The 25,349-nt window shown below is 71.6% G+C and carries 23 protein-coding genes; 11 read left to right on the top strand and 12 right to left on the bottom strand.

Annotated features, from left to right (window positions below):
- Positions 1-74 precede the first annotated feature (74 nt).
- Genes OG598_RS28700 through folP form a run of 4 tightly spaced genes read right to left on the bottom strand, consistent with a single transcriptional unit; the run spans position 75 to position 2,416 of the window.
- A complete protein-coding gene (locus OG598_RS28700) occupies positions 75-611 on the bottom strand; it encodes a DUF3180 domain-containing protein (RefSeq protein ID WP_328651859.1) in 537 nt (178 codons plus the stop codon).
- Between the two features lie 19 nt (positions 612-630).
- Positions 631-1,158, bottom strand: a complete 528-nt coding sequence (folK, locus tag OG598_RS28695) for a 2-amino-4-hydroxy-6-hydroxymethyldihydropteridine diphosphokinase (RefSeq protein ID WP_112601537.1) — start codon at positions 1,156-1,158, stop codon at positions 631-633.
- Positions 1,155-1,523, bottom strand: a complete 369-nt coding sequence (folB, locus tag OG598_RS28690) for a dihydroneopterin aldolase (RefSeq protein ID WP_328651858.1) — start codon at positions 1,521-1,523, stop codon at positions 1,155-1,157. Before folB ends, folK begins: the two co-directional genes overlap by 4 nt.
- Complete coding sequence (folP, locus tag OG598_RS28685; protein WP_328651857.1) at positions 1,520-2,416, bottom strand: dihydropteroate synthase; 897 nt, start codon at positions 2,414-2,416, stop codon at positions 1,520-1,522. Before folP ends, folB begins: the two co-directional genes overlap by 4 nt.
- Before the next feature lie 356 nt (positions 2,417-2,772).
- Here folP and OG598_RS28680 point away from each other — a divergent pair, with 356 nt between their 5' ends.
- The 7 genes from OG598_RS28680 (at position 2,773) to OG598_RS28650 (ending at position 11,282) form a co-directional block, all read left to right on the top strand.
- Complete coding sequence (locus OG598_RS28680; RefSeq protein ID WP_030327982.1) at positions 2,773-3,087, top strand: hypothetical protein; 315 nt, start codon at positions 2,773-2,775, stop codon at positions 3,085-3,087.
- Between the two features lie 13 nt (positions 3,088-3,100).
- Entirely contained in the window at positions 3,101-3,463 is a 363-nt protein-coding gene (locus OG598_RS28675) for a hypothetical protein (protein ID WP_053654782.1), read from the top strand.
- A 70-nt stretch (positions 3,464-3,533) separates the two neighbouring features.
- Positions 3,534-6,983 carry an ATP-binding protein gene (locus tag OG598_RS28670; protein WP_328651856.1) on the top strand — a complete coding sequence of 1,150 codons (3,450 nt, stop codon included), beginning with the start codon at positions 3,534-3,536 and terminating at the stop codon, positions 6,981-6,983.
- Position 6,984: 1 nt separating this feature from the next.
- Complete coding sequence (locus OG598_RS28665) at positions 6,985-8,940, top strand: MFS transporter (RefSeq protein WP_328651855.1); 1,956 nt, start codon at positions 6,985-6,987, stop codon at positions 8,938-8,940.
- A 5-nt stretch (positions 8,941-8,945) separates the two neighbouring features.
- Positions 8,946-9,494 (top strand): hypothetical protein, encoded by a 549-nt coding sequence (locus tag OG598_RS28660; RefSeq protein WP_442931397.1) that lies wholly within the window; start codon positions 8,946-8,948, stop codon positions 9,492-9,494.
- Positions 9,491-10,669 (top strand): M23 family metallopeptidase, encoded by a 1,179-nt coding sequence (locus OG598_RS28655; RefSeq protein ID WP_328651853.1) that lies wholly within the window; start codon positions 9,491-9,493, stop codon positions 10,667-10,669. The genes OG598_RS28660 and OG598_RS28655 overlap by 4 nt, the downstream gene beginning before the upstream one ends.
- 13 nt (positions 10,670-10,682) lie before the next feature.
- Complete coding sequence (locus OG598_RS28650) at positions 10,683-11,282, top strand: hypothetical protein (protein WP_328651852.1); 600 nt, start codon at positions 10,683-10,685, stop codon at positions 11,280-11,282.
- Between the two features lie 2 nt (positions 11,283-11,284).
- Here the strand turns inward: OG598_RS28650 and OG598_RS28645 are convergent, their stop codons facing one another.
- Positions 11,285-11,842 carry a hypothetical protein gene (locus tag OG598_RS28645; protein WP_328655465.1) on the bottom strand — a complete coding sequence of 186 codons (558 nt, stop codon included), beginning with the start codon at positions 11,840-11,842 and terminating at the stop codon, positions 11,285-11,287.
- 195 nt (positions 11,843-12,037) lie between these two features.
- On the opposite strand from OG598_RS28645, the gene OG598_RS28640 reads away from it, so the two are divergent.
- Both OG598_RS28640 and OG598_RS28635 read left to right on the top strand, forming a co-directional pair.
- Positions 12,038-14,599: an FtsK/SpoIIIE domain-containing protein gene (locus OG598_RS28640; protein WP_328651851.1), complete on the top strand. Its 2,562-nt coding sequence runs from the start codon at positions 12,038-12,040 to the stop codon at positions 14,597-14,599.
- A gap of 28 nt (positions 14,600-14,627) precedes the next feature.
- On the top strand, positions 14,628-15,347 hold the full coding sequence (locus OG598_RS28635; RefSeq protein ID WP_442931396.1) for a hypothetical protein: 720 nt from the start codon (positions 14,628-14,630) through the stop codon (positions 15,345-15,347).
- 99 nt (positions 15,348-15,446) lie between these two features.
- Here OG598_RS28635 and folE read toward each other — a convergent pair whose 3' ends face one another.
- The 4 genes from folE to OG598_RS28615 form a co-directional block, all read right to left on the bottom strand.
- A complete protein-coding gene (gene folE, locus OG598_RS28630; RefSeq protein ID WP_091403265.1) occupies positions 15,447-16,112 on the bottom strand; it encodes a GTP cyclohydrolase I FolE in 666 nt (221 codons plus the stop codon).
- Between the two features lie 35 nt (positions 16,113-16,147).
- Positions 16,148-18,166, bottom strand: coding sequence for an ATP-dependent zinc metalloprotease FtsH (gene ftsH / locus OG598_RS28625; RefSeq protein WP_328651850.1), 2,019 nt, complete (start codon positions 18,164-18,166; stop codon positions 16,148-16,150).
- A gap of 551 nt (positions 18,167-18,717) precedes the next feature.
- On the bottom strand, positions 18,718-19,293 hold the full coding sequence (gene hpt / locus OG598_RS28620) for a hypoxanthine phosphoribosyltransferase (protein WP_328651849.1): 576 nt from the start codon (positions 19,291-19,293) through the stop codon (positions 18,718-18,720).
- A 100-nt stretch (positions 19,294-19,393) separates the two neighbouring features.
- The gene (locus tag OG598_RS28615) at positions 19,394-19,639 is read right to left on the bottom strand and encodes a hypothetical protein (protein ID WP_328655513.1); all 246 of its coding nucleotides are present in this window, start codon (positions 19,637-19,639) and stop codon (positions 19,394-19,396) included.
- A 42-nt stretch (positions 19,640-19,681) separates the two neighbouring features.
- On the opposite strand from OG598_RS28615, the gene OG598_RS28610 reads away from it, so the two are divergent.
- Positions 19,682-20,644 carry a GlxA family transcriptional regulator gene (locus OG598_RS28610; protein ID WP_328651848.1) on the top strand — a complete coding sequence of 321 codons (963 nt, stop codon included), beginning with the start codon at positions 19,682-19,684 and terminating at the stop codon, positions 20,642-20,644.
- A 15-nt stretch (positions 20,645-20,659) separates the two neighbouring features.
- Here the strand turns inward: OG598_RS28610 and tilS are convergent, their stop codons facing one another.
- The 3 genes from tilS to dacB all read right to left on the bottom strand — a co-directional run bounded on the left by tilS (position 20,660) and on the right by dacB (position 24,311).
- Positions 20,660-21,652: a tRNA lysidine(34) synthetase TilS gene (gene tilS / locus OG598_RS28605; RefSeq protein WP_328651847.1), complete on the bottom strand. Its 993-nt coding sequence runs from the start codon at positions 21,650-21,652 to the stop codon at positions 20,660-20,662.
- 10 nt (positions 21,653-21,662) lie between these two features.
- Positions 21,663-22,733 carry a zinc-dependent metalloprotease gene (locus OG598_RS28600; protein ID WP_328651846.1) on the bottom strand — a complete coding sequence of 357 codons (1,071 nt, stop codon included), beginning with the start codon at positions 22,731-22,733 and terminating at the stop codon, positions 21,663-21,665.
- Between the two features lie 93 nt (positions 22,734-22,826).
- Positions 22,827-24,311: a D-alanyl-D-alanine carboxypeptidase/D-alanyl-D-alanine endopeptidase gene (gene dacB / locus OG598_RS28595; RefSeq protein ID WP_328655463.1), complete on the bottom strand. Its 1,485-nt coding sequence runs from the start codon at positions 24,309-24,311 to the stop codon at positions 22,827-22,829.
- Positions 24,312-24,829: 518 nt separating this feature from the next.
- Between dacB and OG598_RS28590 the strand changes: the two genes are divergently transcribed.
- Positions 24,830-25,336 (top strand): inorganic diphosphatase, encoded by a 507-nt coding sequence (locus tag OG598_RS28590; protein WP_091403280.1) that lies wholly within the window; start codon positions 24,830-24,832, stop codon positions 25,334-25,336.
- Positions 25,337-25,349: the final 13 nt, after the last annotated feature.

Here is a 25,349-nt window from a genome sequence, read left to right as displayed (position 1 = left end):
CGGACCCTGGGCGGCCCTTGCTCTCCGATCGCAGGCACCGTACCCGCGACCGCAGCCGGGCGTAACCCCCCTGCTCAGCGCTGGCCGGGGCGGCTCTCCCGAGGGTCCTGCTCACGCTCGTCGTCCGGGCGTTCCGGCACCCGGCAGGAGCGCTCCAACCAGAGCGCGGCGCCGACCAGCGCCAGCGAGGCGAGCAGGCCACCGCCGGCGGCCGGTCGATCGTCCAGGGCGGCGCGGGTGGTCTCCACGAAGAGCCAGCCGCTGAGCCCCGCGTAGAAGCCCGCGAAGATCGCGGCGGCCAGTGCCGACGCCTTGGCCAGCACCACGAAGCGGGCGACCAACAGCGGATTGACCGGCTCCCGACCCGGCTTGCGCTCGATCCGGCCCCGGGTGTTGATCGCGGCGTACGCCTCCAGCACGGCGAGCCCGGCCAGCGTCACCACCGGCAGCCAGGGCAGCCGGGGAATGCCGCTGTAGTAGAGGGTGCTGATCAGCAGCCAGGCCACCGCCGCCGCACCCAGGCCGGCCACGACCAGGGTCGAGATCCGGGTGGGGCCCATCCGCGACCCGTCCGGGCCCGACCCGCCGGGTGGGGGCTTCGCCTGCGTCATGCCGGCCGATTCCGCTCGGTCATGCCGTCGACTCTAACGCCAACTCCGGCCGGGGACGCAGTTCCAACGCCTCGTCCGCCGCGGGGCCGGTGGTCAGCAGGTCGGTCAGCCAGCCGTGACCGGGCAGCCGACCGTACGGCTGGATGTCGATCCACGGACGCAGCACGAAGGCGCGCAGGTGCGCCCGGGGGTGCGGCAGGGTCAGCTCCTCCTCGTCGCTGAGCACCGGCTCGTCGTCGTCGCCCCAGACCGCGATCACGTCCACGTCGAGGGTGCGCGGCCCGAACCGCCGCTGCGGGTCACGGACCCGGCCAGCCGCGCGCTCCGCGTCGCGGGCCCGCTCCAGCCAGTCGCGCGGGGTCGCGCTCTCGTCCTGCACGAGCACCACCGCATTGAGGTACGCGGGCTGATCGGTGTCTCCCCACGGTGGAGTCTCGTACACCCCGGAGAGCACGAGCACCGCGTCGCCGAGGGTGGCGACGGCAGTGCGCAGGTGCTCCAGGCGGTCGCCCAGGTTGCTGCCGAGCGAGAGGACCGCCCGGGTCACCGGGTACGCGCCCGGGTCATGGTGACGGCCACGTCGGTGAAGGTGTGCGGCACCGGAGCCTCCGGCTTGTGCACTGTGATCGTCGCGGCGTCGACCCGAACGTCTGCCAGGCAGACCGCGAGGAGCCGGTCCGCCAGGGTCTCGATCAGGTTGACCGGCTCCCCGGTCACCACCGCGACCAGGCGTTCGGCCAGCTCGCCGTAGTGCACTGTGGCGGTGACGTCGTCACTGGCGGCGGCCGGGCCGAGGTCCAGCTCCAGGACGGCGTCGACCACGAAGTCCTGCCCCTGAACGCGTTCGAAGTCGTACACCCCGTGCCGACCGCGCGCCCGCAGGCCGGTCAGCTGGATCCGGTCCGCCGTCATCGCCGTACCCCCTGCTCGTGATCGTGTTGCGGTCGCTTCCTGTCGTGCGGCGGCACGGCCAGGCGGGGCCTGCCGGTCGCCGCCCAGACGGCGAGCGCGTCGGCGGTGGCTCGCACGTCGTGCACGCGTACGCCCCAGGCGCCCGCGGCGACCGCCAGCACGCTGGTGGCCACGGTGGCCGCCTCCCGCTGGGCGGTCGGTCGCGGCGTGCCGTCCGCGGCGGCGAGCAACCCACCGAGGTACGACTTGCGACTCGCCCCGAAGAGCAGCGGGAAGCCGAGATCCAGCAACTCCGGCAGGCGGGCGCTGAGCTCCCAGTTGTGCGCGGCCGTCTTGGCGAAGCCGAGCCCGGGGTCGACGATGAGGCGGTCGGCCGCCACCCCGGCGGCCAACGCCGCGTCGATCCGTTGGGCCAACTCGGCCCGGACGTCGGCCACCACGTCGGTGTAGGTGGCCAGCTCGCGCATGGCACGGGAGTGCCCACGCCAGTGCATCAGCACCCACGGGCAGTGCGCGTCACGGACCACGCGGGCCATGTCCGGGTCGGCCAGGCCACCGGAGACGTCGTTGACCACCGCCGCGCCGACGGCCAGGGCGGCCTCCGCCACCCGCGCGCGGCTGGTGTCGACGCTGACCGCAACACCGGCGGCGCTCAGCTCGCGGATGACCGGCAACACCCGCTCGGCCTCGGTCGCGGCATCGATCCGCTCGGCGCCCGGACGGGTCGACTCGCCACCGATGTCGACCAGGTGCGCACCGGCGTCGCGTAGACGGACGCCGTGTCCGACGGCGGCGTCCAGGTCGGCGTACCGTCCGCCGTCGGAGAAGGAGTCCGGTGTGACGTTGAGGACGCCCATCACCACCGGGCCCGAAGCCCGCACCAGATCGGTCACGACTAGACGGTACCGGTCGCGGCGGCGGCGCTCGGCGACCCGGGTAGGCCCCACGCCACTACCCCTGACGTGCCGATTAGAACAGGTGTACGATCGGTCATCCGGGCAGTATCGGGCATCCCCTTCGCGGCTTGTCGCAATCCGGGGCGGCCCGTACGCTTTGGAATTGGCCAGCATCGAGATGGCGAAGCTTGGAGGGAGGGCCGAAGCGGGGGAAAACCGCCCAAACCTCGCCACCCTCCGTGGTGAGTAACGAACACAGGGTCAAGAACGCCATGCCCTGTGGAGCACTTTTCCCGCCAGGCTTGCCTATTGCACCGCCGCGGCACCGCCGGCCGCGCTATGGGGAGGTTCCAGTGATCGCCTTCGAGCTCATGGAGACGGCGTCGTCCGGCGTCGCCCACGCGCTCTCCACCCTGGCGTCGGCTCCACTCGCGGAGCCGGCACCGAAGGGGATCGACACCAACAGTGTCGTCACCTTCTTCGCCAGCAAGATCGCGCCGATCCTGCTCGCCGTCCTGGGCGTCATCTTCATCGGGCGTGCCAGCCGAGGCGAGATCTCCAAGGTGCTGACCAGTTCCGCGATCGCCATCGTCGGGCTCGCCTTCATCGCGGGCGCGGCAACACTCTTCTTCGTCGGCGATTACCTGATCGACCTGATCTTCGAATAGGCGCGTTCACCAGATGCGGCTGCGCACCGACGACGACATCTACCGGGCCCGCCTGGTCTACCTCGGGCCGCCCGGTTACACCCTTCCGGTCCACCTGCCCTACGCCCAGTACGGGCTCTTCATGCTGCTGGTCCCCCTCTACATGTTCATCCACTGGCTGTTCACGTTGACGGTCGAGCTCTTCCCAGCCTGGGAGATCGCGCTCGCCATCGTGACCACGTCGTTCATCTTCCGGCACGTCGACCCCGATCGGCCGGCGCGGGTGGTCATCCGCACCGCGCTGACCGACTGGCGACGGACCCGGGAGCCGGCGGTCGAGCAGCGCGATCCGCGCCTGGTCGGCAGCCGGATCAGGATCAGGGAGGAGCTGGCATGACCGGACGTACGTCGAACGGTCCTTCACAGGACGCGGGCAGGGGTCTGCCGACAGTCGCCGAGGCGATCGCATGAGCCGCTCCTCCACGCCGGGCTCCCCGGCCGGCCGCCCCGGCGCACCGGTCGGTCACCGTGCGCACTCATTCGACTACACCGAGGACGAGGACGAGGTTGCCCTCGACCCCGCGCTGGTGACGTCACCCGGCCATGGTGCAGTCGGCGTGTTCCAGGCACCCCGGCCGATTCCCCGCCGGACACCACCGGCCGAGCCCACCGCCGTGTCGGCCGGCGAGAACCCCGACATCGACTCCCCCTTCCTGGACCTCTTCGGCGGCGGCGGGCGACCCGCCTCCCCACGAGCCGTCACCGCCGGCCCGAGCACCCGCGAGCAGCCGACGATCCCGCATCAGCCGCCACCCACCGCCAGCCCGGCACCAGCCCGCGCGGTTCCCGAGCTCGAGCCACCATGGACGCCGGCCGACCCGCCCAACGGTGGCCGACACGTCGAGCCACGACACGCAGGCGGCCACCCGGCCAGTGAGTCCCGAGTGCCGCACCAGGCCGGCGATCGACGGCCGATGCTGCGTCCGCCGGACGAGCCCGACCCGTCCACCGGCGGCGGGTCGCCGTCGGCGACCACCGGCTCCGTCCGCCGACCCGCCGACACCGTGCCGGGCGGCCGCCCCACAGCGACGTCGCCGGCCCGACCGGCGGCTCCAGCGCCACCCCGACCGACGGCCGCCGCGGGCCGGTCCACGGCTCCGTCGGAGCAGCCGGCCATGATCACGGCTGCGGATCGGCCAGCGCTTAAAGGCACGACGCGCCGGGCCACCGACCCGGATCGACCCAGGAGCACCGGCGCCGCGGCCACCGGCAAGGAGATCGCCGCACCCCGGCAGCGCACGGCGAGCCGACCGGACCGACCGATCAAGCCGACCCGGGTTCGCGCTCCGAAGATCAAATTCGGGGATCGGGATCCGTCTGTCGAGCTGGCCATCACCGAGATCGCCGGCCACCTGACCTTCACGCCGAACACCGTCACCGCCTGGTACTGGCTGCCCGAGGTCCGCTGGGCGTTCCGGCCGGACGCCGAACGCGAGGCGCTGCTGTCGGCGATCTCCGAGCAGTACGCCGGCCTGGCCGGCTTCCGACTGCACCTGCGCCGCACCACCCGGCCGTTCCCCGCCGACGAGTGGGCGCGCACCATCGACACGCACACCGCGGCGCCGCTGCCCGACGTCCCCGGCACCACCGGCTGGGCCGACCACCTGGTGGCCGCCCAACGCCACCTGATGGCTGTCAACCACGCCGAGGGCCAGACCTACCTGGGTGTCACCTTCGCCCGGCGTTCCCTCGGCGACTCACTCACCGAGCGGCTGCTGCGCACCTTCGGCCGGGGCACCGCCGATGGGGAACGCCGCAAGCTGGGCCGCACCGTGGAACAGTTCGACGAGGTGCTCGGGGCGTTCGGCATGCGCGGCCGGCGGGTCACCGCCCAGGAGCTGGAATGGCTGCTCTACCGCTCGGTGGCGCTGTGCATGTCACCGCCGAGCACCCTCTCCCCCGTCACCGACGGGCGCTGGGAGCGCGGCGACCTGCTCGCCATGACCGAGCAGGTCGAGCGCTACCGCACCCCGTACGGCTCAACGGTCAAGCTGGTCAACCGGATGACCGGCGAGGAGCGGCACGTGGCAGTGCTCGCGGTCGGCCGGATGGAACCGCTGGAGATCCCGGAACGACACGAGCCCTGGCTGCACTTCCACGAGCGGCTGCCCTGGCCGATGGAGATCTCCACCCGCGTCGACATCCTCGGCTCCGGCGACTCCTTCCGTAACCTGGAACACCGGCTGCGCATGATCCGCTCGCAACAGCTCGACTACGCCGAACACGGCATCGACGCGCCCCCTGAACTGGAACGACTGGCCAAGCGCGCCCTGGTGATCGGCGACGAGATGACCACCGGCCTGCCGGTCGACTCGGCCCGCGCGCACGGCTGGCACCGGATCGCCGTCGGCGGCCGGACCAGGGAGGAATGCCTGGAACGGGCCCGCCGGCTCATCCAGCTCTACTCCCGGGAGCTACGCATCTCGCTGCAGCACCCGAAGAACCAGGACTGGCTGGCCCGCGAGTTCATCCCCGGCGAGCCGATCGCCAACACCGGCTACGTACGTCGCATGCCGGTGCCGTTGCTCGCCGCCGCGCTCCCCCAGGCCGCATCCAACGTGGGCGACCGGCGGGGCGACCTGATCGGCCGGACCGCGGGCACCTGCCGCCGCCCGGTCTTCCTCGACCTGCACTTCCCCATGGAGGTCCGGGAACGCTCCGGGCTCGCGGTCTTCGTCGCCGAACCGGGCGGTGGCAAGTCCACACTGCTCGGCGCCCTGGGCTACCTGGCCGCCCGCCGAGGTGTCCAGGTGACCCTGCTCGACCCGTCCGGCCCGCTGGCCCGCCTCTGCGCGATGCCCGAGCTGCGGCCGTACTCCCGGGTGTTGAACCTGACCGGCTCGGAGCACGGCACCCTGGCGCCCTACTCGCTCATCCCGACGCCGCTGCGCTCCGAGTTCGGCACCGGGGCCGCCGGTGACCGGGAGTTCGAGATCGCGGTCTCCAACGCCCGAGCCGAGCGACGGATGCTGGTCCAGGACATCTGCATGATGCTCGTCCCGCCGCAGGTGGCCAGGGAGGCGTCGACAGCCACCCTCTTCCGGCACGCCGTCCGCCAGGTCCCCGCCGAGGAGACCTCCACCCTTGACGACGTGGTGAGCTGCCTCGGGCGGCTCGACGACGACGCCGGCAAGGAACTGGCCAACCTCCTGCTGGACACCGCCGAGATGCCACTGGCCATGCTCTTCTTCGGCCGACCGCCGGAAGGGCTGCTCGGTGCCGACGCGGCACTCACCGTGATCACCATGGCCGGGCTACGGTTGCCCGACCTCAAGATCGAACGCGAGTACTGGTCGGCCGAGGAAGCCCTGGCCCTGCCGATGCTGCACACCGCGCACCGGCTCGCCGTCCGGCGCTGCTACGGCGGCTCGATGTCGTCCCGCAAACTCGTCGGCCTCGACGAGGCGCACTTCATGGAAGGCTGGCGGTCCGGTCGCTCCTTCCTGGTCCGACTCGCCCGCGACTCCCGCAAGTGGAACCTCGCCGCACTGGTCGCCTCCCAGAACCCCAAAGACATCCTCGGCCTCGACGTGCAGAACCTCGTCTCCACAGTCTTCGTCGGCCGCATCGCCGAGGACGCCGAGATCGCCTCCGAAGCGCTACGGCTGCTGCGGGTGCCGGTCAACGACGGGTACGAGGCCACCCTCGCCTCACTCTCCGCCGCCGACACCAGCTCGTCCAACCGGCTCGGCTTCCGCGAGTTCGTGATGCGCGACGTCGACGGCCGGGTGCAGAAGGTCCGAGTCGACGTCTCGTACGTCGAAGGGCTGCTGGACCACCTCGACACGACGCCCGCCGCGATCGCCGCGGCGGCCGGAGTCCTGCCGAGCATCCCCCTGCCGGATCTGGAGGCGTGACATGGCTAGGGCCTGGGCAAGGACCGCGTCGTTCCTGCTCGCCCTTGGCGTACTGGCCGGGGCCACCCTCACCTGGCCGCTGATCGGTGCGGAAGCCGCAGCCGCCGCGCCGCCCACCGCCCAGGCCCGCGCCGACCTCTGCACGACCGCCGAATGGCAAGCCGACTTCCGCGCCTGCGTGGCAAAGCTCAAGCAGGTCAGCAAGGCAGAGATCGATTGCCTCAAGCCACCTGTGCCTTCCGCTCCGGATTCGGGCCTGGCTGGTTGGTTCGCCTCCCGCCCGGACTCGTCCAAGCTGCCCGGGCCGAAGGGCATCTACAGCGACTACGGCTACGGCGGTTACAGCTTCAACACCTACAACGTGGAGGGCGGATGTGCATCCACCGTCCTCCATCCGGACTACAAGTTCACCACCACCGTCGCCAACGGTGAGCTCATGATCGCCACGGCGGTCGTGGGTGCCTCGAACGCCCTGCGGGAGCGGGCCTGGGATCCCCGCTCGATGTGGAGTTGGGCCGACCCACTGGTGGAGAAGGCCACCAAGGGCGTATACGAGAAAGTATTCAGCGTCTTCGGAATCGTCACGCTCTGCGTGGTGGGTCTCTATCTGCTCTGGCGCTCTCGCCAGTCGGACATGAGCAATGCGATGACGACGGCAGGGTGGGCGCTACTGGTGATGGTGGCGGTCACCGCGCTGGCGGCCTGGCCGGTCAAGTCGGCGAACATCGCCGACGGCACCCTGATCACCTCACTCGGCGTCGTACACGACGCCATAGGCCCGGCGTCAAAGGACACCCCGCCGGATCAGTGCGCCGTTCCCAACCCAGACGCTTGTGTGGATAAAAGACCGCCCGCTGTTCGGGCCAGCGACACTGCCACCGAGGCGATGCTCTACCGCAATTGGCTGCGCGGAGTGCTCGGCTCGGCGGATAGCGAGACCGCCCGAAAGTATGGCCCTGCTCTGTACGACGCCAAGGCGTTTTCCTGGGAGGAGGCCGAGAAGCTACGGGCCAACCCGGCCACCCGGCCAGCGACGATCGAGGCCAAGCAGCAGCAGTGGATGACTGTCGCGGAGCAGATCAAGACCGAGGACCCTGAGGCGTACGAGTTCCTGACGGGCACCCGCGACATGGACCGAATCGGCTCTGGTTTCATCGCCGTGCTCGCGGCCGTGCTCTTCGCGATGTTCGACCTGACCGCGTCAGTGCTGGTCCTGCTGGGTTTCCTTATCTTCCGGTGGGCGGTGATCGCGGCACCCATCCTGGGCACCATCGGCCTGCTCCGGCCGGCCAGCGCCGGCCTGCGACGGTTGGCGAACGCCGTGGTCGCTGCGGTGTTCAACATCGCGATCTTCGGCACCGGAGCCGCCATCTATCTGTTCGCCGTCGACCTGATCATGAGTACCCCCGCCCTGCCGGGTTGGCTTCAGGTGGTGCTGGTGTGGCTCTGTGGGGTGGTCGGATGGCTGTTGCTGCGGCCGTACCGGCGGATCACGCAACTCGGCGGCAAGGACAGCAGCGAAGCGGTCAGTTCGGCCGGATCCTGGCACCGCCGGTTCTTCCGTGACATGCGGACCGCGGCGCGGCTGGACGTAGCCGAGCCGGGCGGCACCGCCGAGCCGGTGGGCGGACGTCGACGGTCGCCCGACGCAACGCAGACCCGGCTACGTCCGGAGGCGCGGCGGGAGGACCCCGCCCCGGTGCCGACAGCAGCGGCCGAGGGCCGGCGCGCGGACGCGGTGCGCCCCGATGGTCGAGAGCGGCCCGACGAGGCGCCGGCGGAGGAGGGCAGGGGTCGGAGCCGCCCAACCGCCCCGCAGCCCCGACGCCGGCAGCCAGCGACCTGGACCGAGCCGGATGTTCCGGCTGAGAACCCGTCGTTCGTTGTCTACCGCCCAGGCTCCACCGAGCGTGTACCGGATCGCACCGGACCTCGGGTGCGCTCAGAGGCGAGGTGACGGTCATGCGACGGGCGTTGGAATTTCTTTTCACCCGGGCGCTGCGGTCCCGGCTGGGCGTTGCGCTCGTGATCGGGGTGGTGGTCATCGGTGTGCTCGGGGCGGCCAGGCTGATCTCCAATCCGGGCGACTCGGCCGATGGGTTGAGTAGCCGTCCGGATGGGCCGATCATCACAGTGGACCCGACGGCCGGCGACGACGGTCTGCTCAACAGCGCGGCTCCGCCGTCACCAGTGACGTCGCCCGGCGCCCGCACGCCCGAACAGACCGCCGACCGCTTCGCCAAGGCCTGGCTGGGCCGTCCCGGGATGACCGCCGAAGAGTGGCAGGCTGGTCTGCGGCCACTTTCCACGCCGGCGCTGAGGGAGAAGTTGACCGGCGCCGAGCCCGAGAACGTGCCGGCCGAAAAGGTCACCGGTCCTCCAACCATGCGAGAGCGGACCGAGACGTTCGTCGAGTTGGTGCTTCCCCTTGATGCCGGCGGGCTCCGGTTGGAGCTGGTCACCTCCGCTGATGGTTGGCTGGTCGACGTTCTGGACTGGGAGCGGCCATGAGCGACGTTGGTAACGCCAAAACTCGCCGCGGTCCCCTCCGGCTCGGTGTGGTCGCCGCGGTGCTCACCGGGATGCTGCTTCTGCTCTGCTGCACCGGCGGCACCGCGGCGTTCTTCCTCACCGGGCTCGGAGGCGACGACGCCGAGAACGGCGACACCATGGCTGGCATGGAGTGCGGGCCGGTCCGAGCGGTAAACGTCGCGGGCAAGCTGCCGCGGTTCGCCCAGTACGGCGACAGCCAGGTCCGCAACGCCGCGGTCATCATCAAGGTCGGCCAGGACATGGGCGTACCTTCGCGAGGCTGGGTGGTCGCCCTCGCCACCGCGATGCAGGAGTCCGCCCTCCGCAACCTGGCCAACAGCGGCGTACCCGAGTCCCTGGCCCTGCCACACGAGGGCGTCGGCGCGGACCACGACTCGCTGGGCCTGTTCCAGCAGCGGCCGGGGTGGGGCAGCGTCGCCGAGCGGTTGAACCCCGCGTACGCGGCCCGCAAGTTCTACGAGAAGCTCGTCAAGGTGGAGAGCTGGCAACGCCGACCACTGACCGCGGTCGCGCAGCGGGTCCAGGTCAGCGCATACCCGGACGCGTACGCCAAACACGAAGAGCTAGCCAGCCGGATCGTGGACGCGTTGGCCGGCGGCGCGGCCCGCACCGTCGAGATCAACGGCAAGGCGGTGTGCAACGCGGCCGAACGCGGTCAGATCGCGGCCTCCGGCTGGACCGCGCCGATCCCCGGCGGAGTCGGCTCCGGTTTCCGCACCGCCAGCCGACCCAGCCACAACGGAGTCGACATCGGCGCGGCCAAGGGCACCGAGATCCGTGCGGCAGCGACCGGTCGAGTGTTGGTCTCCACCTGCGACGAGGACCGTCGCGGCCGACAGGACTGCAACGTGGACGGATTTCCGGGCAAGGGGGGCTGCGGCTGGTTCGTCGACCTGCTGCACGCCGGTGGCTACATCACCCGGTACTGCCACATGTTGGTCCAGCCCTTCGTCAAGAAGGATCAGATCGTGACGGCCGGTCAGGTGATCGGCAAGGTCGGCAGCAGTGGCAACTCCTCCGGCCCGCACCTGCACTTCGAGGTGCACCTGCGCAACGACCGCAACGCGTCCGGCGCGGTGAACCCGGTCCCGTTCATGCGCGAGCGGGGTGCCCCGCTGCGCGCCGCTGAGTGAGGCCACCCCGGGTATGACCGGACCGTTACCTGACCCGTTCGCCGACCAGCCGGACTGGGCACCGCAGCCGCCTAGACCCCTGGCCATCGTTCCCGCGACCGAGCGGGTCGAGTTACGCGGGCAACGGGTGCTGGTCGGGCTGCCCGGAATGGGTTGGCGCGGGGACCTGCGCGCGGACGACCGGGTGGTGCAGAGCGCCCGGACCTACGTGCCGGTGATCCCCGAGCACGAGTGGTACCGGGCCGAAGCCGACCAGGTCGAGGTGTTCGCGCCGTTGGTGCCGGTGGAGCGGGTCTGGGTGGAGACCGTCGGCAGCCGTCCCGGAGTGGACGACGCCCGGGACACGGGCATCCGGTTGGTCTCGCTGGACGGCCCGGCACACCGGACCCCCACACCGGTCTTCGAAGCGGACGCGGTCACCGGTCGGCGGGTGGTGCACGTCGAGGGCGGCCTGGAGCACCGTGACCTTCGAGCGGTCACCGAGACCTACTCAGGTGCCGAAGGGGACATCTGCGTGCGAGTCACACCCGAGGTGGAGTGGTACCGCTGGGCCTGGCGCGGCCAGTCACCCACCACGCTGGAGGTCCCGGTTCACCTCCTGTGGATCGAATGACCTCAGCCGGTTCGCGTTCCGCCACACACCTGCCAGCCGTCGGCTAGCCGAGTATTGAACTGCCAGGGCTGACGGTCGCTCTGGCTCATCCCGTCGACACGAGCCGAGATGATCAACGTGACCTCAACAGCAGCAACCTCACCCTGCGTCTGCACGTTCAGGGTCCCCCAGCTGACGGTTATCGTGGTCCCGAAACGCTGCTCCCGTTCGAGTAGATCGGTCCGCAGAGCGCGTAACGCCTCCAACTGCGACCCGCTCTCGCAGGTGAAGAGGTCGGCTCTTGTGTCATTGCGATCCACGAGGAACGCGCGCAGATAGTTGTCCACGACCACGTCGGGTGCGCTGCGGTCAGGCGTTGAGGCGCGGTTGTACCAAACCAATGCGGTGGCGACCCCGCCGACGCAGAGCAGGGCGAGCACGCCAGCGACGACGGTGAGCACCGTCCGCATCCGGCGGCGTGGCGGCTGCGGCGCCGGCGTTGCCGGGGCGGGCGGCAGCTGCTCCGACGGTGTCCGCTGGGCCGGTACGCGGGAGACCTGGGAACCGGCGGGGGGCTGCACTGATTCCACCTCCTGAAGTTATCGGCTGGACGCTCCGGAGCCAATGCCTCAGATCCAGCGGATCGTGACGGACCCCTCCCCACCGGTGAGATCCACTACAACACCGGCGCAGCGCCGAGGCACCTCCCGGAGGAGGACCGTCGGCTGGGATACCGTCTCTGCTTGGGGAGGGGTTGCCAACCTCGGGTAGAGGGGGTGGACGCGGTGGCCGGTCCGAAGGCTCGTACGAACCGCGCCGCAGCCCTGCACCGTCGGGCGGCGGCCGTCGCGACTGCGGCTGCCGGGATCCTTGACGAGACGCGGCCGGCTCCGGCCGATCAGCGCCGCCAGTACGAGGTGGCCGACCGGTTACGGACGGCTGCGGCCTTGCTGGCGCCGGGCTGGTCGGGCGCGGCACTGGACTCGCTCACAGTGGACTCGCCGGCGGGTGATGGTCCGCCGTCGTTCGTTCGGGTCGGTACTGCGGCGCCGTTGGACGACGCTCGTTTCCCCGCGTTGGTGCCACTTGTCGGCACCGGTCACCTCAGCGTGGACGCTGATGCGCGGGAGCCGCGGGTGGCGGGGTTGCTCCGGGCCGTACTTCTGCGGTTGTTGGGTGCGGCACCGGCGGGTGCCCTGCTGATTCGCGCGGTGGATGCCACCGGAGCTGTGCTGACGCCGTTCGGAGCGCTGGCGGATGCTGGCTTGTTGCCGCCGCCGGCGGTGGACGTGGCGGGTCTGCGCGCGGTGCTGACCGAGGCGGAGCAGTGGGTGACGCCGGGGGCGAGTGGGCGACGCCGTCACGATCGGACGCTGTTGTTGGTGGTGGCCGCGCTGCCGGAGTCGACGGGCCCGACCGATCTGGCGCGCATCGAGACGTTGGCCGAGCAGGGGCCGGCCGCTGGGCTGCACCTGGTGGTGGCGGGTTGGCCGCCCGCCGGCCCGTACTCGGCCCGGGCACCGCTGCCGCAGACCACTTCGCTGGCGCTGCGGAACGCGTACGCGCTGCTCGGCGATCCGCCGGGGGCGTCGTTCGCCGGGCCGGGCGCCGATCCGCCGGGCGGTTTGAACTCGCCGGTCTTCGTCGAGTCGGACCCGCCGGCCGAGCTGGTCGACGCGGTCTGTCGGCGGCTCGCCGAGCAGGTGGAGGCGGGTTCCCGGTTGGCGTTGGGTGCTCTGCTGCCGCCGACGGGTGAGCGACTGTGGGAATCGGATTCGGCCGACGGGCTGACCACGACCGTCGGCGATGCCGGGGGCCGGTCGGTGCCGCTGGGCTTCACCGAGTTGACCCCGCACTGGCTGGTGAGTGGCCGGTCCGCTGCGGGCCGGTCCGCGTTCCTGACCACCGCGTTGCTCGGCCTGGCCGCCCGGTACGGCCCGGACGACCTGGCGCTGTACCTGGCGGATCTCGGCGACGGCGAGTCCTTCGTGGAGTTCTTGCAGACCGAACGGGACCGGTCGTGGATTCCGCAGGTGCGCGCGGCCGCGATGGCCGCCGACCGGGAGTACGTCCGGGATCTGCTGGACGAGTTGACGGCCGAGGTCCAGCGCCGCACGGAGGCGGGCGCTCGGGCCGGGGGGCAACGCTTCGCGGAGCTGCGTCAGCACCAGCCGCTGCCCCGGATCGTGTGTGTGGTGGACAATGTGCCGCTGCTCTTCGCGGAGCGGGACCGGCTGGCCGCCGAGGTGGCCTCCCAGTTGGACGGGCTGGCCCGGACGGGTAGGGCGTACGGCGTGCACCTGGTCTTGGCGGGTGCGGGCGAGTTGGGGCTGAGTACGCGCGCGGATGCTGGTCATCGGGATTCGGTGCTCGGGCAGTTTCCGGTACGGGTGGCGCTGCCGGGTGGCAGCCCGGTGTTGGAGCCGACGAACGACTCGGCGGCCGGTCTACCGGTGGGCAGCGCGGTGGTGAACACGGCCGGCGGGCTCGGCGGCCCGCGGGGTGCGACCCGGGGTCACGAACGGTTGATCCGTCACCCGGACCCACAGGATCATCCGGAGGTCGTGGAGAAGCTGCGGCACGAGCTGTGGGCGGCCCGTCCGGCCGGGTCGGTGCCGCCGGTCGTCTTCGCGGGTTACGCCCGACCGATGCTGGGCAACGATCCGCGCCACCGGGCGGCCCTTGCCGGACAGGCACACGGACCGGCCGCCCTGTTGGGCCGGGCGGTGGACGTGGCCCGCTCGACGGTCGCCGTGCCGTTGGGGCCGGCGGCCGGGCGTAACCTCGCGGTGTTGGGGTCGGGCACCGCGGCGGGCGGGCTGTTGGCGACGGCGGCGCGGAGCACGTCGGCTCACCACGCACCGGGCAGTGCCCGCTTCCTGGTGGCGGCACCGGATCCGGGTGCCCGGGTCCTGGCGGAGGCGTTGACTGCCGATTTGGCGACCCGCCATTCGGCCGAGTTGGTGGATTTGCCGACGCTGCTCGCGGACGCGGCCGACGACCTGCCGACGTATCTGGTGGTCTTCGGGCTGGACCGGCCGGGGCCTCGGGAGCTGCCGGTGGACCGGCTGCGGTCGCTCCTGCGGGACGGACCGCCGGCGGGGCGGCATCTGCTGGGCTGGTGGCGTGCGGTGCCGCCGTTCGCCGCGTTGTTCGAGCCGGCGGGCGAGGTCGACAAGCTGGCGGCGGTGGCCGTGCTGGACGTGCCGGTCGCGCAGCTCACAGCGGTCTTCGGTCGGCCGGTCGAGTGGCAGGTGCGCCCCGACCGGGCGGTGCTCTGGGACGGCCCGGACGAGCGGGGCACCGTCCTGGTGCCGTTCGCCGACGAGGCCGGCTGATCGGGTGGCGCGCGTGGAGGGTGTCGAGGTGGATCCGATCGCGACGGTGACCGGGCCGGGGCGGCAGCGGGCAGCTGCGGCGACCGGGGACGCCACGCCGCGGGCGGTCGAGCCGAGCACTGCCTGGACGGAGTATCTTGCGGCCGCCCGCCAGTTGGACGGGGTACGCCGGGGCGCGGCTACCGCTGCCGGTGAGCAGGCCCGGTCGGCGGAGGCTGCCCGGGAGGAGTTGACTGTGGTCCGTACCGGGCTGGCGAGTCAGCAGGAACGGCTGCGCGAGTTGGGCGTACCGGCGATCTCCCTGGTGCCGTCGCCGCCGGAGCTGACCGAGGCGGCCCGGTCGATGGCGGGTGGCCCGGCGGCCGTTTTGGCGGCGCTGCGGACCGCGCGTGGTTGGGCCGAGGCGGCGGACACCGCGCTGGCCGCGCGCCGCCGGCTCCGGCCGGGGTCCTGGCCCGCGCGGGCGCGCAACCTCCTGGTGTACGGGCCGTTCGCGCTGCTGGTGCCGCTGATCCAGGTCGTGGTTCTGGCCGCGACGGGGGTGGGACCGGCCACTGTGGCGGCGTTGATCTGTGGGCTGCCGATGCCGGCGGTCGCGTTCGTCGCCGGTTGGATCGGCATTGGCCGGTTGTTCCGGGTCAGCCCCACCGAGCGGCTGGACCGTACGGTGCGTTTCGGCGCGTTGGTGTGCCTGGTGCCGGCGGTGCTGGCCACTGCCGGCCTGCTGTTGGCGCTGCTCGCTGGCTGACCCGCCAGGCCGGAAGGCCGCAACAACGCCGGGCGGGTGGGAAAACGCAACGGCCGGCCGTCCCGGATGGGTGTCGGCCGGCCGTGGTGCGGCGGGTTGTCAGCGGGGGATGATCAGCGCCATCGCCTCGGCCCGCGACTTGGAGTCCGACTGCAGGATGCCGCGTACGGCCGATGTGATGGTCTTGGCACCGGATTTCTGGATGCCGCGCATCGCCATGCACATGTGTTCGCATTCGAGCACGACGACGACGCCGCGTGGTGCGAGTTTGCTCATCAGCAGGTCGGCGACCTGCGACGTGAGCCGTTCCTGCACCTGCGGACGACGGGCGAAGACCTCGACGAGTCGGGCCAACTTGGACAGGCCGGTGATCCGCCCGTCGGGGCCTGGGATGTAGCCGATGTGCGCGCTGCCCCGGAAGGGCAGCAGGTGGTGCTCACAGAGGCTCATCACGTCGATGTCCCGGACGATGACCAGCTCTTCGTGGTTGGCCTCGAAGGTGGTGCTGAGCACCTGGGCCGGGTCGACCCGCAGGCCGGCGAAGAGTTCGGCGTACGCACGGGCGACCCGGGCCGGGGTCTGCTGGAGTCCGTCGCGGTCCGGGTCCTCGCCGACCGCGATCAGGATCTCGCGGACGGCCTTCTCGATCCGGCCGAGGTCGACAGCGTCCTCGACGGGGCGGCCGGTCAGTTTGCCGCTGATCAGCCGCGCGGCCACGTAGTCCAGCTCGTCGTCGCCGTCGGGTTCGGTCGCGGAGACGGCCAGCTCCCGGTGTGGGGAGCTGGCCGTCGGGTCGTTGCTCAGTGCGTGCCGTCCGAGTTGTTGGACGGCGCGACGCCGCCGACCGACGCCTGCGCGCCGTCGGCCTGGGCCTGCGCCTTGAGCTTGTCCTTCTCCGAAGGGGTGAGCACGGGCGGCTCGGTGGACGGCTGGCGCTTGCCGAAGCCGTTGTACGGCGCCAGCGGCGGGCGCTTGACCACCCGGGAGCAGATCCGAGCCATGTCGGCAGTGGAGAGGGTTTCCTTCTCCATCAGCTCCAGCACGATGTTGTCCAGGACGTCCCGGTATTCCACCAGGATCTCCCAGGCCTCGTCGTGCGCCAGCTCGACCAGTGCCCGCATCTCGCCGTCGATCTCGGCGGCCACCGAGTCCGAGTAGTCCCGCTCGTGGCCCATGTTGCGGCCGAGGAACGGCTCGTCCCCGCTGGTGCCGTACTTGATCGCGCCGAGCTTGGAGCTCATGCCGTACTGGGTGATCATCGCGCGGGCCAGTTGGGTGGCCTTCTCGATGTCGTTGCCGGCGCCGGTGGTCGGCTCGTGGAACACCAGTTCCTCGGCGGCGCGACCGCCCAGGGCGTACGCCAGGGTGTCGATCATTTCGGCACGGGTCTGGGTGTACTTGTCTTCGGTCGGGAGCACCAGGGTGTGGCCCAGCGAACGGCCACGGGACAGGATCGTCACCTTGTGCACCGGCGCGGCGTGCGGCAGCGCCCAGGCGACCAGAGCGTGACCACCCTCGTGGTACGCGGTGATCTTCTTTTCGTTGTCGCTCATCACCCGGGTCCGCCGCTGCGGACCGGCGACCACCCGGTCGATCGACTCTTCGAGCGAGTCGTTGCTGATCGCCCGCTGCTCCTTGCGAGCGGTGAGCAGGGCCGACTCGTTGATCACGTTGGCCAGGTCGGCACCGCTGAAGCCCGGTGTGCGACGGGCCACCGCGTCGAGGTCGACGTCGGGCGTGAACGGCTTGCCCTTGGCGTGCACCCGCAGGATGGCCTTGCGGCCCTCCATGTCGGGGGCGTCCACCGGGATCTGCCTGTCGAACCGGCCCGGGCGCAGCAGCGCCGGGTCGAGGATGTCCGGCCGGTTGGTGGCCGCGATCAGGATGACCCCGCCCTTGGTGTCGAAGCCGTCCATCTCGACGAGCAGCTGGTTGAGCGTCTGCTCCCGCTCGTCGTGGCCGCCGCCCATGCCGGCGCCACGGTGCCGGCCGACGGCGTCGATCTCGTCGACGAAGACGATCGCCGGGGCGTTCGTCTTGGCCTGCTCGAACAGGTCACGGACCCGGCTGGCGCCGACGCCGACGAACATCTCCACGAAGTCCGAGCCGGAGATGGAGTAGAAGGGCACCCCGGCCTCGCCGGCGACCGCGCGGGCCAGCAGCGTCTTGCCGGTGCCGGGCGGGCCGAACAGCAGCACGCCCTTCGGGATCTTGGCGCCCAGGGCCTGGTACTTGGCCGGGTTCTGCAGGAAGTCCTTGATCTCGTACAGCTCTTCGACGGCCTCCTCGGCACCCGCGACGTCCGCGAAGGTCGTCTTCGGAGTGTCCTTGGTGATCATCTTGGCCTTGGACTTGCCGAAGTTGAGCACCCGGGAGCCGCCGCCCTGCATCTGCGACATGAAGAACAGCAGCAGGAGCACGAGCAGCGCGATCGGCAGCAGGTTGACCAGCAGGCTCACCCAGATGCTGTCCGAGGAGACCTTGGCGTCGGCCGGGCCGGTGACCCGGTTGTTCGCCTTGGCGTCCAGCACCTCGTTCCAGATCTGGTCGCCAGCCTGGTACGGGAACTGGGCCTCGATCTTGTTGGTCTCGGTCTTGCCGAACTTGGTCTTCTGAGCCAGGTCCAGCTGGAGCGTCTGCTCCTTGTCCTGGAAGACCACCTTGTTGATCTTGGCGGTGTGCAGTTGATCGAGCGCAACGGAAGTGTCCACGCGGTGGTAGCTGGGACCACTGGTGAACAGCTGACTGAGCACAACGGCGCCGAGGATGACCAGGATGATCCAGACCACCGGTCGGCGGAAGAAACGCGTACGTTCCATACTGTTGTCGAGCGCCGGAGCGCCCGCATCCTCCTGATCGACGTCCTGACCGTCTGATGGTGTCGCCGCGTTGAGCGGCGGCCGGAGCCGCCGTGCGGGCCGGCCTCGACCCCGGGGCGCGAAAACTACCGCGCCGCGGTCATTCGACGGTACACCGTGCACGCGAGGAGTGAGCTTGCGAGCCCCGCAGTCGTGCACCATCAAAAGACCTTGTACGCCAACAGCGAACCTGCGAGCCCCCGCACTCTGCGCGCCTTCGACATCGACGACACGCACCGTGGGCAGGCCCACCAGCCCCGCAGCCAACGTACGGCGAGTCCGGGTGGAAGCCGGCGTGGCGGGGAGTCCGGCTCGGCCACCCGAGCGCCCGGTCACGCGATCGAGAGGGTCGAGCGCGGAGAAACCTCCGGGCCACCGTGCTACACGGTAACCGCATCAGCTGAGAGCGCGCTGAACGTCGGCTTGATGGATGCCGATGCAAGTAGGGCTCATGTCGACCGGCGGGCCGCCGCGACAGGTCGGCGGGCCGCCGTCACGGGTCGGGCCCGGCGTCAGGAGCGGGCGTAGACCTCGGGCTTGAGCACCCCGACGTACGGCAACTCCCGGTAGCGCTCAGCGAAGTCGAGGCCGTACCCGACCACGAACTCGGTGGGGATGTCGAAGCCGACGTACTTCACCGGGACCGGCACCTTCACCGCGTCCGGCTTCCGGAACAGGGCGACCACCTCGACGCTCGCCGCCGAGCGCGACTCGAGGTAGCGCAGCAGCCAGGAGAGCGTGAGCCCGGAGTCGACGATGTCCTCGACGACCATCACGTGCCGACCGGCGATGTCCCGGTCCAGATCCTTGAGGATGCGGACCACCCCGGAGGAGGTGGTGCCCTGGCCGTAGGACGAGATGGCCATGAAGTCGAGTTCCGCAGGCGGGCCGTTGCGGCCCAGCGCCCGGGCGAAGTCCGCCATGAACATCACCGCGCCCTTGAGTACGCACACCAGCAGCAGCCCGTCGCCCACGTGGGCGTAGTCGGCGGAGACCTGCTTGGCCAGCTCCGCCGTCTTCTCGCGGATCTGCGCCTCGGAGATGATCACGTGGTCGATGTCGGCGTCGTACCAGGAGCCGTCAGCCATGACTCCTAGCCTGCCGTACGTCGGATGGCCTCCGTCGGCGGGGCCGCACCTTTTGGCGCGGTCCCGCCGAGGATTTTCCGGGCAAATAACGCTAATCACATCAGTTGGTGCGTGACCGCCAGCGGCGGCCATCGTCGCTCGGCTTCCAGTCGGCCGAATCGTGGCTGTCGACGGTGAGGCCGGCCGCCGAGGCGGCGGCGAGGAGGACGAGGAACAGGAGGATGAACAGGAACTCCATGGCGGCGCTCGCTTTCGCATGATTGCTGTCGGTTTCGCCGCCGGTGCGCACCGGACTGAGACCAGTCTGCGACCTCACGAAGTCATCGGACAGTGGCAGGAATGCCATTGGTCATCGATTTACTGCCACCGGTCGGGTTACCCTCGTCACATGCTGCGGTCCGTTGCCGTCCTCGCCCTCGACCAGGTCGCTCCCTTCGAGCTCGGCGTGCTCGCCGAGGTGTTCGGCACCGACCGGACAGCCGACGGTTTCCCCGCCTACCGCTTCCAGGTGTGCAGCCCGGACGGCGCTCCCGTGCGTACCTCGTCCGGCTTCCACCTCACCCCACACGCCGACCTCGGCCCGGTCGACGAGGCCGACCTGGTGGCCATCCCCGCGCACGGCCAGGGCACCACGGTTCCCGGCCCGGTGCTCGACGCGCTCCGCCGGGCCGACGCCCGCGGAGCGCACCTGTTCAGCGTCTGCTCCGGAGCCTTCCTGCTCGGCGAGGCCGGGCTGCTCGACGACCGCGAGTGCACCACCCACTGGCGGTACGTGGACGAGCTGCAACGCCGGCACCCGCGCGCCCGGGTGCGGTGCAACTCGCTCTACGTCCAGGACGGCCGGTTGCTCACCAGCGCCGGCACGGCGGCCGGCATCGACGCGTGCCTGCACCTGATCCGCCAGGAGCACGGGTCGGCCACCGCGACCCGGCTGGCCCGGCGGATGGTGGTCCCGCCGCACCGCGACGGCGGTCAGTCCCAGTACGTCGAGGCGCCCATCCCGAAGGCGCCCGAGGCACCCACCCTCGAACCGGTGCTGGAGTGGCTGATGGGTCACCTGGACCGGACGATCACAGTGGAGGAGTTGGCCGCCCGCGCCGGCATGGCGCCCCGCACGTTCGCCCGCCGGTTCCGCGCCGAGACCGGCACCACGCCGCACGACTGGCTCACCAACCAGCGGGTGCTGCTCGCCCGGCGGCTGCTGGAGGAGACCCCGTTGAGCGTGGAGGCGGTCGCCGACCAGTCCGGCTTCGGCGACGCGGCAGCGTTGCGCCACCACTTCAGTCGTCGGGTCGGCGCCACCCCGCACAGCTACCGGACCACCTTCCGGGACCGGGCGCACAGCGGCTGAGACCGGCCGGTCAGGTCAGGTGGTGCGCACCGACGCCAGCCGGCCGTCGCGGCGGTGCACCCGGACACCGCCGGGCAGGTCGGCCGGGCCCTGACCGTGCCAATCGGTCACCAGGGCGTCCAGGGCTGCGACGTGCCGGTGCGACAGGGCGCCGGGCAGCGCGCCCAACTCGCGGGCCCAGGAGTGCAGCACCCGGCCGCGTACGGCGGGAACCAGGCCGAGCAGCGCCGGCACGGACAGCCCTCCGTCGGGGCACCGGGCCGCCGCCAGCGCCGTCCCCGCCAACTCGTCGAGCGCGGCGTTGTCGGCGGCCACCAGCCGGGCGGTACGCGCCAGGTTGTCCACCACGCCCGGCCCGAGCGCCCGCACCAGCGCCGGCAGCAGGTCGCCCCGCACCCTCGAACGGGCGTACGACGGGTCGCTGTTGTGCGGGTCCTGCCACGCACTGAGCCCGAGGACGGCGCAGGCGGCGCGCGTCTGGTCCCGACCGATCTCCAGCAGCGGGCGCAGCAGTGGCACCCCGCCCAGATCACGTCGGGCGGGCATTCCGGCCAGCCCTCGTGGGCCGGCGCCCCGGGCGAGCGCGAGCAGCACCGTCTCCGCCTGGTCGTCACGGGTGTGCCCGGTGAGCACGGCGACGGCGTTCTGCTGCCGGGCCGCCTCGGTGAGCGCCTGGTAACGAGCCTCGCGGGCGGCCGCCTCCGGCCCACCGGGACGCCCGGCCACGTCCACCCGGGCCACCGTCGCCGACGCGAACCCGACCCCTCGCCCCCAGGTGGCCACCGCCTCGGCGCGCTCCGCGGAGCCGTCCTGCAAGCCGTGGTCGACGGTGACGAGCGCGGCGGCGCGGCCCAGCCGCGGCGCCACGAAGACGGTGGCCGCCGCGAGCGCGAGCGAGTCGGCACCACCGGAGCAGGCGACCAACACCGGACCGCCGGACGGCAGACCGGTCAGGGCGCGGCGGACCGCCACCCGGATCGCGGCCACCGGCGGAGCGAGCGCTGCCACCGGCGGGTGGTCAGCCAGCGGCCGGGATGGTGCCGGCCGGGCCGTGCACCCGGGCGACCCAGGCGTCCGGGTCACCCAACTCCGACAGTCGAGGCAGGGTCAGCGGCGAGTTGAAGATCGAGTTGAACCCTTCCATGCCGACGCGTTCCACCACGCCGTGCACGAACTTGCGCCCCTCGGCGTACTGGCGCATCTTGACGTCCACCCCGAGCAGCCGGCGGATCGCCTTCTCCAGCGGGTTGCCCGCCTCCCGGCGTCGGTTGAACGACGCCCGGATCCGCTCCACGCTCGGGATCACCTGCGGGCCGACGCCGTCCATCACGAACTCGGCGTGCCCCTCCAGCAAGGTCATCAACGCGGTGAGCCGGTCCAGTACGGCCCGCTGTGCCGGGGTCTGCACGATGTCCAGCACGCTGGTGCGGCTCTCCGAGTCACGGACCGCGTCGGACAACGTGGCCACCCCGCGCCGCAACCGCTCGACCAGGTGCTCACTTCCGCTGGACGAGGCGTCGACGAACGCCTGCACCTCGCTGAGGAAGTAGGCCCGCATCCACGGCACGGCCGTGAACTGGGTGCGGTGGGTGACCTCGTGCAGACACACCCAGAGCCGGAAGTCCCGAGGGTCGGCGCCGAGCTTGCGCTCCACCTCGACGATGTTCGGTGCGACGAGCAGCAGTTGGCCCGGGTCGGCCGAGAAGACCTCGTACTGGCCGAGCACCCGGCCGGAGAGGTAGGCCAGCACCGTGCCGGCCTGCACCCCGGTGAGCCGGGACCCGATCGCCTCGGTCAACGCGCCCGGCTGCTTGTCGCCGGAGAGCCGACTCACCAGCGGTGTGATCACCTCGCGGAGACCGGCGATGTTCGTCGCGGCCCAGTCGCGGCGATCGACCACCCGGACCGGCGGATGCGACACCTGCGCCCGCAACCCCGTGTAGTCGGCCACGTGCCCGGCCGCCTCGTCGGTCAGCCGACGCAGGTCGCCGACCACGTCGGTGGCTTCCGCGTACGACACGCGGGGGCCAGACTTGCTCAACGCCCCCGCGGTGGCGGCGGCCAGATCCCAGTCCACGAACTGCGCCATGAACCCACCGTACCCGCGCCGCGACACCCCGGCCCGGGCTCGCGCCCTCGATCGACGCCGATGGCGGTCGCGTCACCCGCGAACCGGCGACGGTCAGCCGCAGCCGCAACCGGCCAGCGCGGCGGCGATCCGGTCCAGTGCCGGCTGGGCGGTGTCCCGGTCCCCCGGCACCTTGTCGGTGAGCACCGCGAAGGTCAACAGCCGACCGTCGGCGGTGGTGACCAGGCCCGCGACGGAGTGCACGCCGGTCAGGGTGCCGGTCTTGGCCCGGACGCTGCCCGCGCCCGCGGCGGTGCCTGCGGCGGTGCGGTAGCGCTCGTTGAGGGTCCCGGACCAGCCGCCCACCGGCAGACCACCGAAGACGCCGGCCAGCTCCGGATGGTCCGGGCTGGCGGCCAAGCGGATCAGGTCGGTCAGCAGCGACGGGCTGATCCGGTTGAGGCGGGACAGGCCGCTGCCGTCGGAGACGCTGATCTCGTCGGCGGGCAGGCCCAGCTCCGCCACCTCGGCGTCCATGGCGGCGGCGCCGCCGTCGAACGAGGCGGGCTGACCGCGGGCCAGCGCGACCTGCCGGGCGAGCGCCTCGGCCACCAGGTTGTCGCTCTCGCTGATCATGACGTCGACCAGCCGGATCAGCGGCGGAGACTGCACCACGCCCAGTTCGGTACCCGGTGCCGGGCTGGCACCGGCCGAGGCCTGAGGCGGGGCCGCGCCCCGTTTCACGGCGTCGGTCGGCACCCCGAGCAACCGGGCGAACGCCTTGCCGGCGGCCAGGTCCGGCTCGGCGAACCGCGGGGCGGAGCCGTGCTCGACGCCCGGGTCGGTACGCGCGCCGTCGGTCATCAACGCGGTCACCGCGCCCCCCGAACCGCCGGTGGGGATGTCGTCGTCCCAGCCGGGGCCGTAGACCGGGCCGGAGTAGACCGAACCGTCGACTGTGACACTGGTCGGGGGCGTGCCGCCGAGCGCGGTACGCACCTGGGCGGCCAGGTCGTCGAGGCGCGCCGCACCCGGGTAATAGCTCTTCTTGTTGATCGCGAGGGTCGGGTCGCCGCCCCCGACGATCACCACCTCGCCGGCCTTCGCGCCGGCCACGGCACGGGTGGGAATCCGGTAGCCGGGCCCCCGGGCCGCCAGCACCGTCACAGCGGTCGCCAGCTTCGTCACCGATGCGGGCACGGTGCCGTCGTCCGCGCCCTTGGCGAACAGCGTCTGACCGGTGATCACGTCGGCGACCGAGACGTTCACCCGGTCGCCCAGGGTGGCGACGCCGACCAGTGGATCGAGCACGGCCCGAACCCCGTCCGGGGTGGGCACCGGGGCGTTCGAGTCCGGGCCGCCCAGCACGTCCGACGGGGCGGGTTCCGGAGTCACGCCGACCGCATTCGGCCCGGACCCGGCGTCATCGCCGAGCCACCCGGCGACCGGGCCGGGACGGGTGATCACGACTCCGACGCTGGCGAGCACCAGCAGGAGCACGGCGGCCAGCACCACCGGCAGCCGCCTCCGGCGGCGCGGCGCGGCGGGTGCGGGCGCTGCGTCGGCGGGTGCCGGCAACGCGGAGATCGGCGGGCCCACCGGGGGGACGCCGCCGGGGCCGGGGGCGGGGGCGGTCGGCCCGGGACCGAACGACGGGCTGAGCGGCGCAGGGCTGACCGGGACCGTGGCACTGCCGCGTGGCGGGCCGCTCACCGGTTGCTCACCGCCGACCACTGGAAAGTGACCCGTGTTCGGAGCGGGCGACGCCGGCCCGGCCGGCGGGCGCCAGGGCAGCGGCGGGGGTCGGTCGGGCACCGTCTCCGGTGCCGGGGTCGGTGCTTCGGGAGCCCGTGGGAGGTGCGCCTCCGGCACCGGGACCCGCCCCTTGGCACTGCCGGAGCCGGATCGTCCGGTACCGTGCGCGGAGCCCCCGTCCGGGCGGTAGTGTGAATCTTCCCTCCCCACGACCCCCTCCTCCCCCAGCGAAAATCGGCTTGGGTGACACTACTTCGGTCCGAAGACTATGCGGCGGCCGGAGTCGGCGGGTGGGCATTCACCTGTCCGGAGGGCCGCCATTGGTTCCGTTAGCCAGCGTGGGCAGACGAGGGAGCGTGCAGATGGATTTCGACGTGACGGTTGAGATCCCCAAAGGTCACCGGAACAAGTACGAGGTGGACCACAAGACCGGCCGGATCCGGTTGGACCGCACCCTCTTCACCTCCACCCAGTACCCGGCCGACTACGGGTTCATCGAGGGCACCCTGGGCGAGGACGGCGATCCGCTGGACGCCCTCGTGCTGGTCCCCGAGCCGACCTTCCCGGGCTGTCTGATCCGCTGCCGCACCATCGGCATGTTCCGGATGACCGACGAGAAGGGCGGGGACGACAAGGTCCTCTGCGTGCCTTACGAGGACCCCCGCCAGGAGCACCTGCGCGACATCCACCACCTGGGCGAGTTCGACCGCCTGGAGATCCAGCACTTCTTCGAGGTCTACAAGGACCTGGAGCCCGGCAAGTCGGTGGAGGGCGCGACCTGGGTCGGCCGCACCGAGGCCGAGGCCGAGATCCACGCCTCCTACCAGCGGGCCCGCGACGCCGAGGCGCGCGGCGAGTCCATGCACTGACGATCGCTGACGC

It is taken from the genome of Micromonospora sp. NBC_00330 (assembly GCF_036136635.1).
Lineage (GTDB): Bacteria > Actinomycetota > Actinomycetes > Mycobacteriales > Micromonosporaceae > Micromonospora > Micromonospora salmantinae.
The sequence above is the reverse complement of the archived record's forward strand: the minus strand, read 5'-3'. Positions and strand labels throughout refer to the sequence as shown.

Bases quoted from the DNA above. Each gene is read 5' to 3' on its own strand.
- OG598_RS28700 (WP_328651859.1), bottom strand. From the start codon at position 611: ATGACGCAGGCGAAGCCCCCACCCGGCGGGTCGGGCCCGGACGGGTCG.
- folB (WP_328651858.1), bottom strand. From the start codon at position 1,523: ATGACGGCGGACCGGATCCAGCTGACCGGCCTGCGGGCGCGCGGTCGG.
- OG598_RS28675 (WP_053654782.1), top strand. From the start codon at position 3,101: ATGCGGCTGCGCACCGACGACGACATCTACCGGGCCCGCCTGGTCTAC.
- OG598_RS28670 (WP_328651856.1), top strand. From the start codon at position 3,534: ATGAGCCGCTCCTCCACGCCGGGCTCCCCGGCCGGCCGCCCCGGCGCA.
- OG598_RS28665 (WP_328651855.1), top strand. From the start codon at position 6,985: ATGGCTAGGGCCTGGGCAAGGACCGCGTCGTTCCTGCTCGCCCTTGGC.
- OG598_RS28660 (WP_442931397.1), top strand. From the start codon at position 8,946: ATGCGACGGGCGTTGGAATTTCTTTTCACCCGGGCGCTGCGGTCCCGG.
- OG598_RS28655 (WP_328651853.1), top strand. From the start codon at position 9,491: ATGAGCGACGTTGGTAACGCCAAAACTCGCCGCGGTCCCCTCCGGCTC.
- OG598_RS28650 (WP_328651852.1), top strand. From the start codon at position 10,683: ATGACCGGACCGTTACCTGACCCGTTCGCCGACCAGCCGGACTGGGCA.
- ftsH (WP_328651850.1), bottom strand. From the start codon at position 18,166: ATGGAACGTACGCGTTTCTTCCGCCGACCGGTGGTCTGGATCATCCTG.
- hpt (WP_328651849.1), bottom strand. From the start codon at position 19,293: ATGGCTGACGGCTCCTGGTACGACGCCGACATCGACCACGTGATCATC.
- OG598_RS28615 (WP_328655513.1), bottom strand. From the start codon at position 19,639: ATGGCATTCCTGCCACTGTCCGATGACTTCGTGAGGTCGCAGACTGGT.
- OG598_RS28610 (WP_328651848.1), top strand. From the start codon at position 19,682: ATGCTGCGGTCCGTTGCCGTCCTCGCCCTCGACCAGGTCGCTCCCTTC.
- OG598_RS28600 (WP_328651846.1), bottom strand. From the start codon at position 22,733: ATGGCGCAGTTCGTGGACTGGGATCTGGCCGCCGCCACCGCGGGGGCG.
- OG598_RS28590 (WP_091403280.1), top strand. From the start codon at position 24,830: ATGGATTTCGACGTGACGGTTGAGATCCCCAAAGGTCACCGGAACAAG.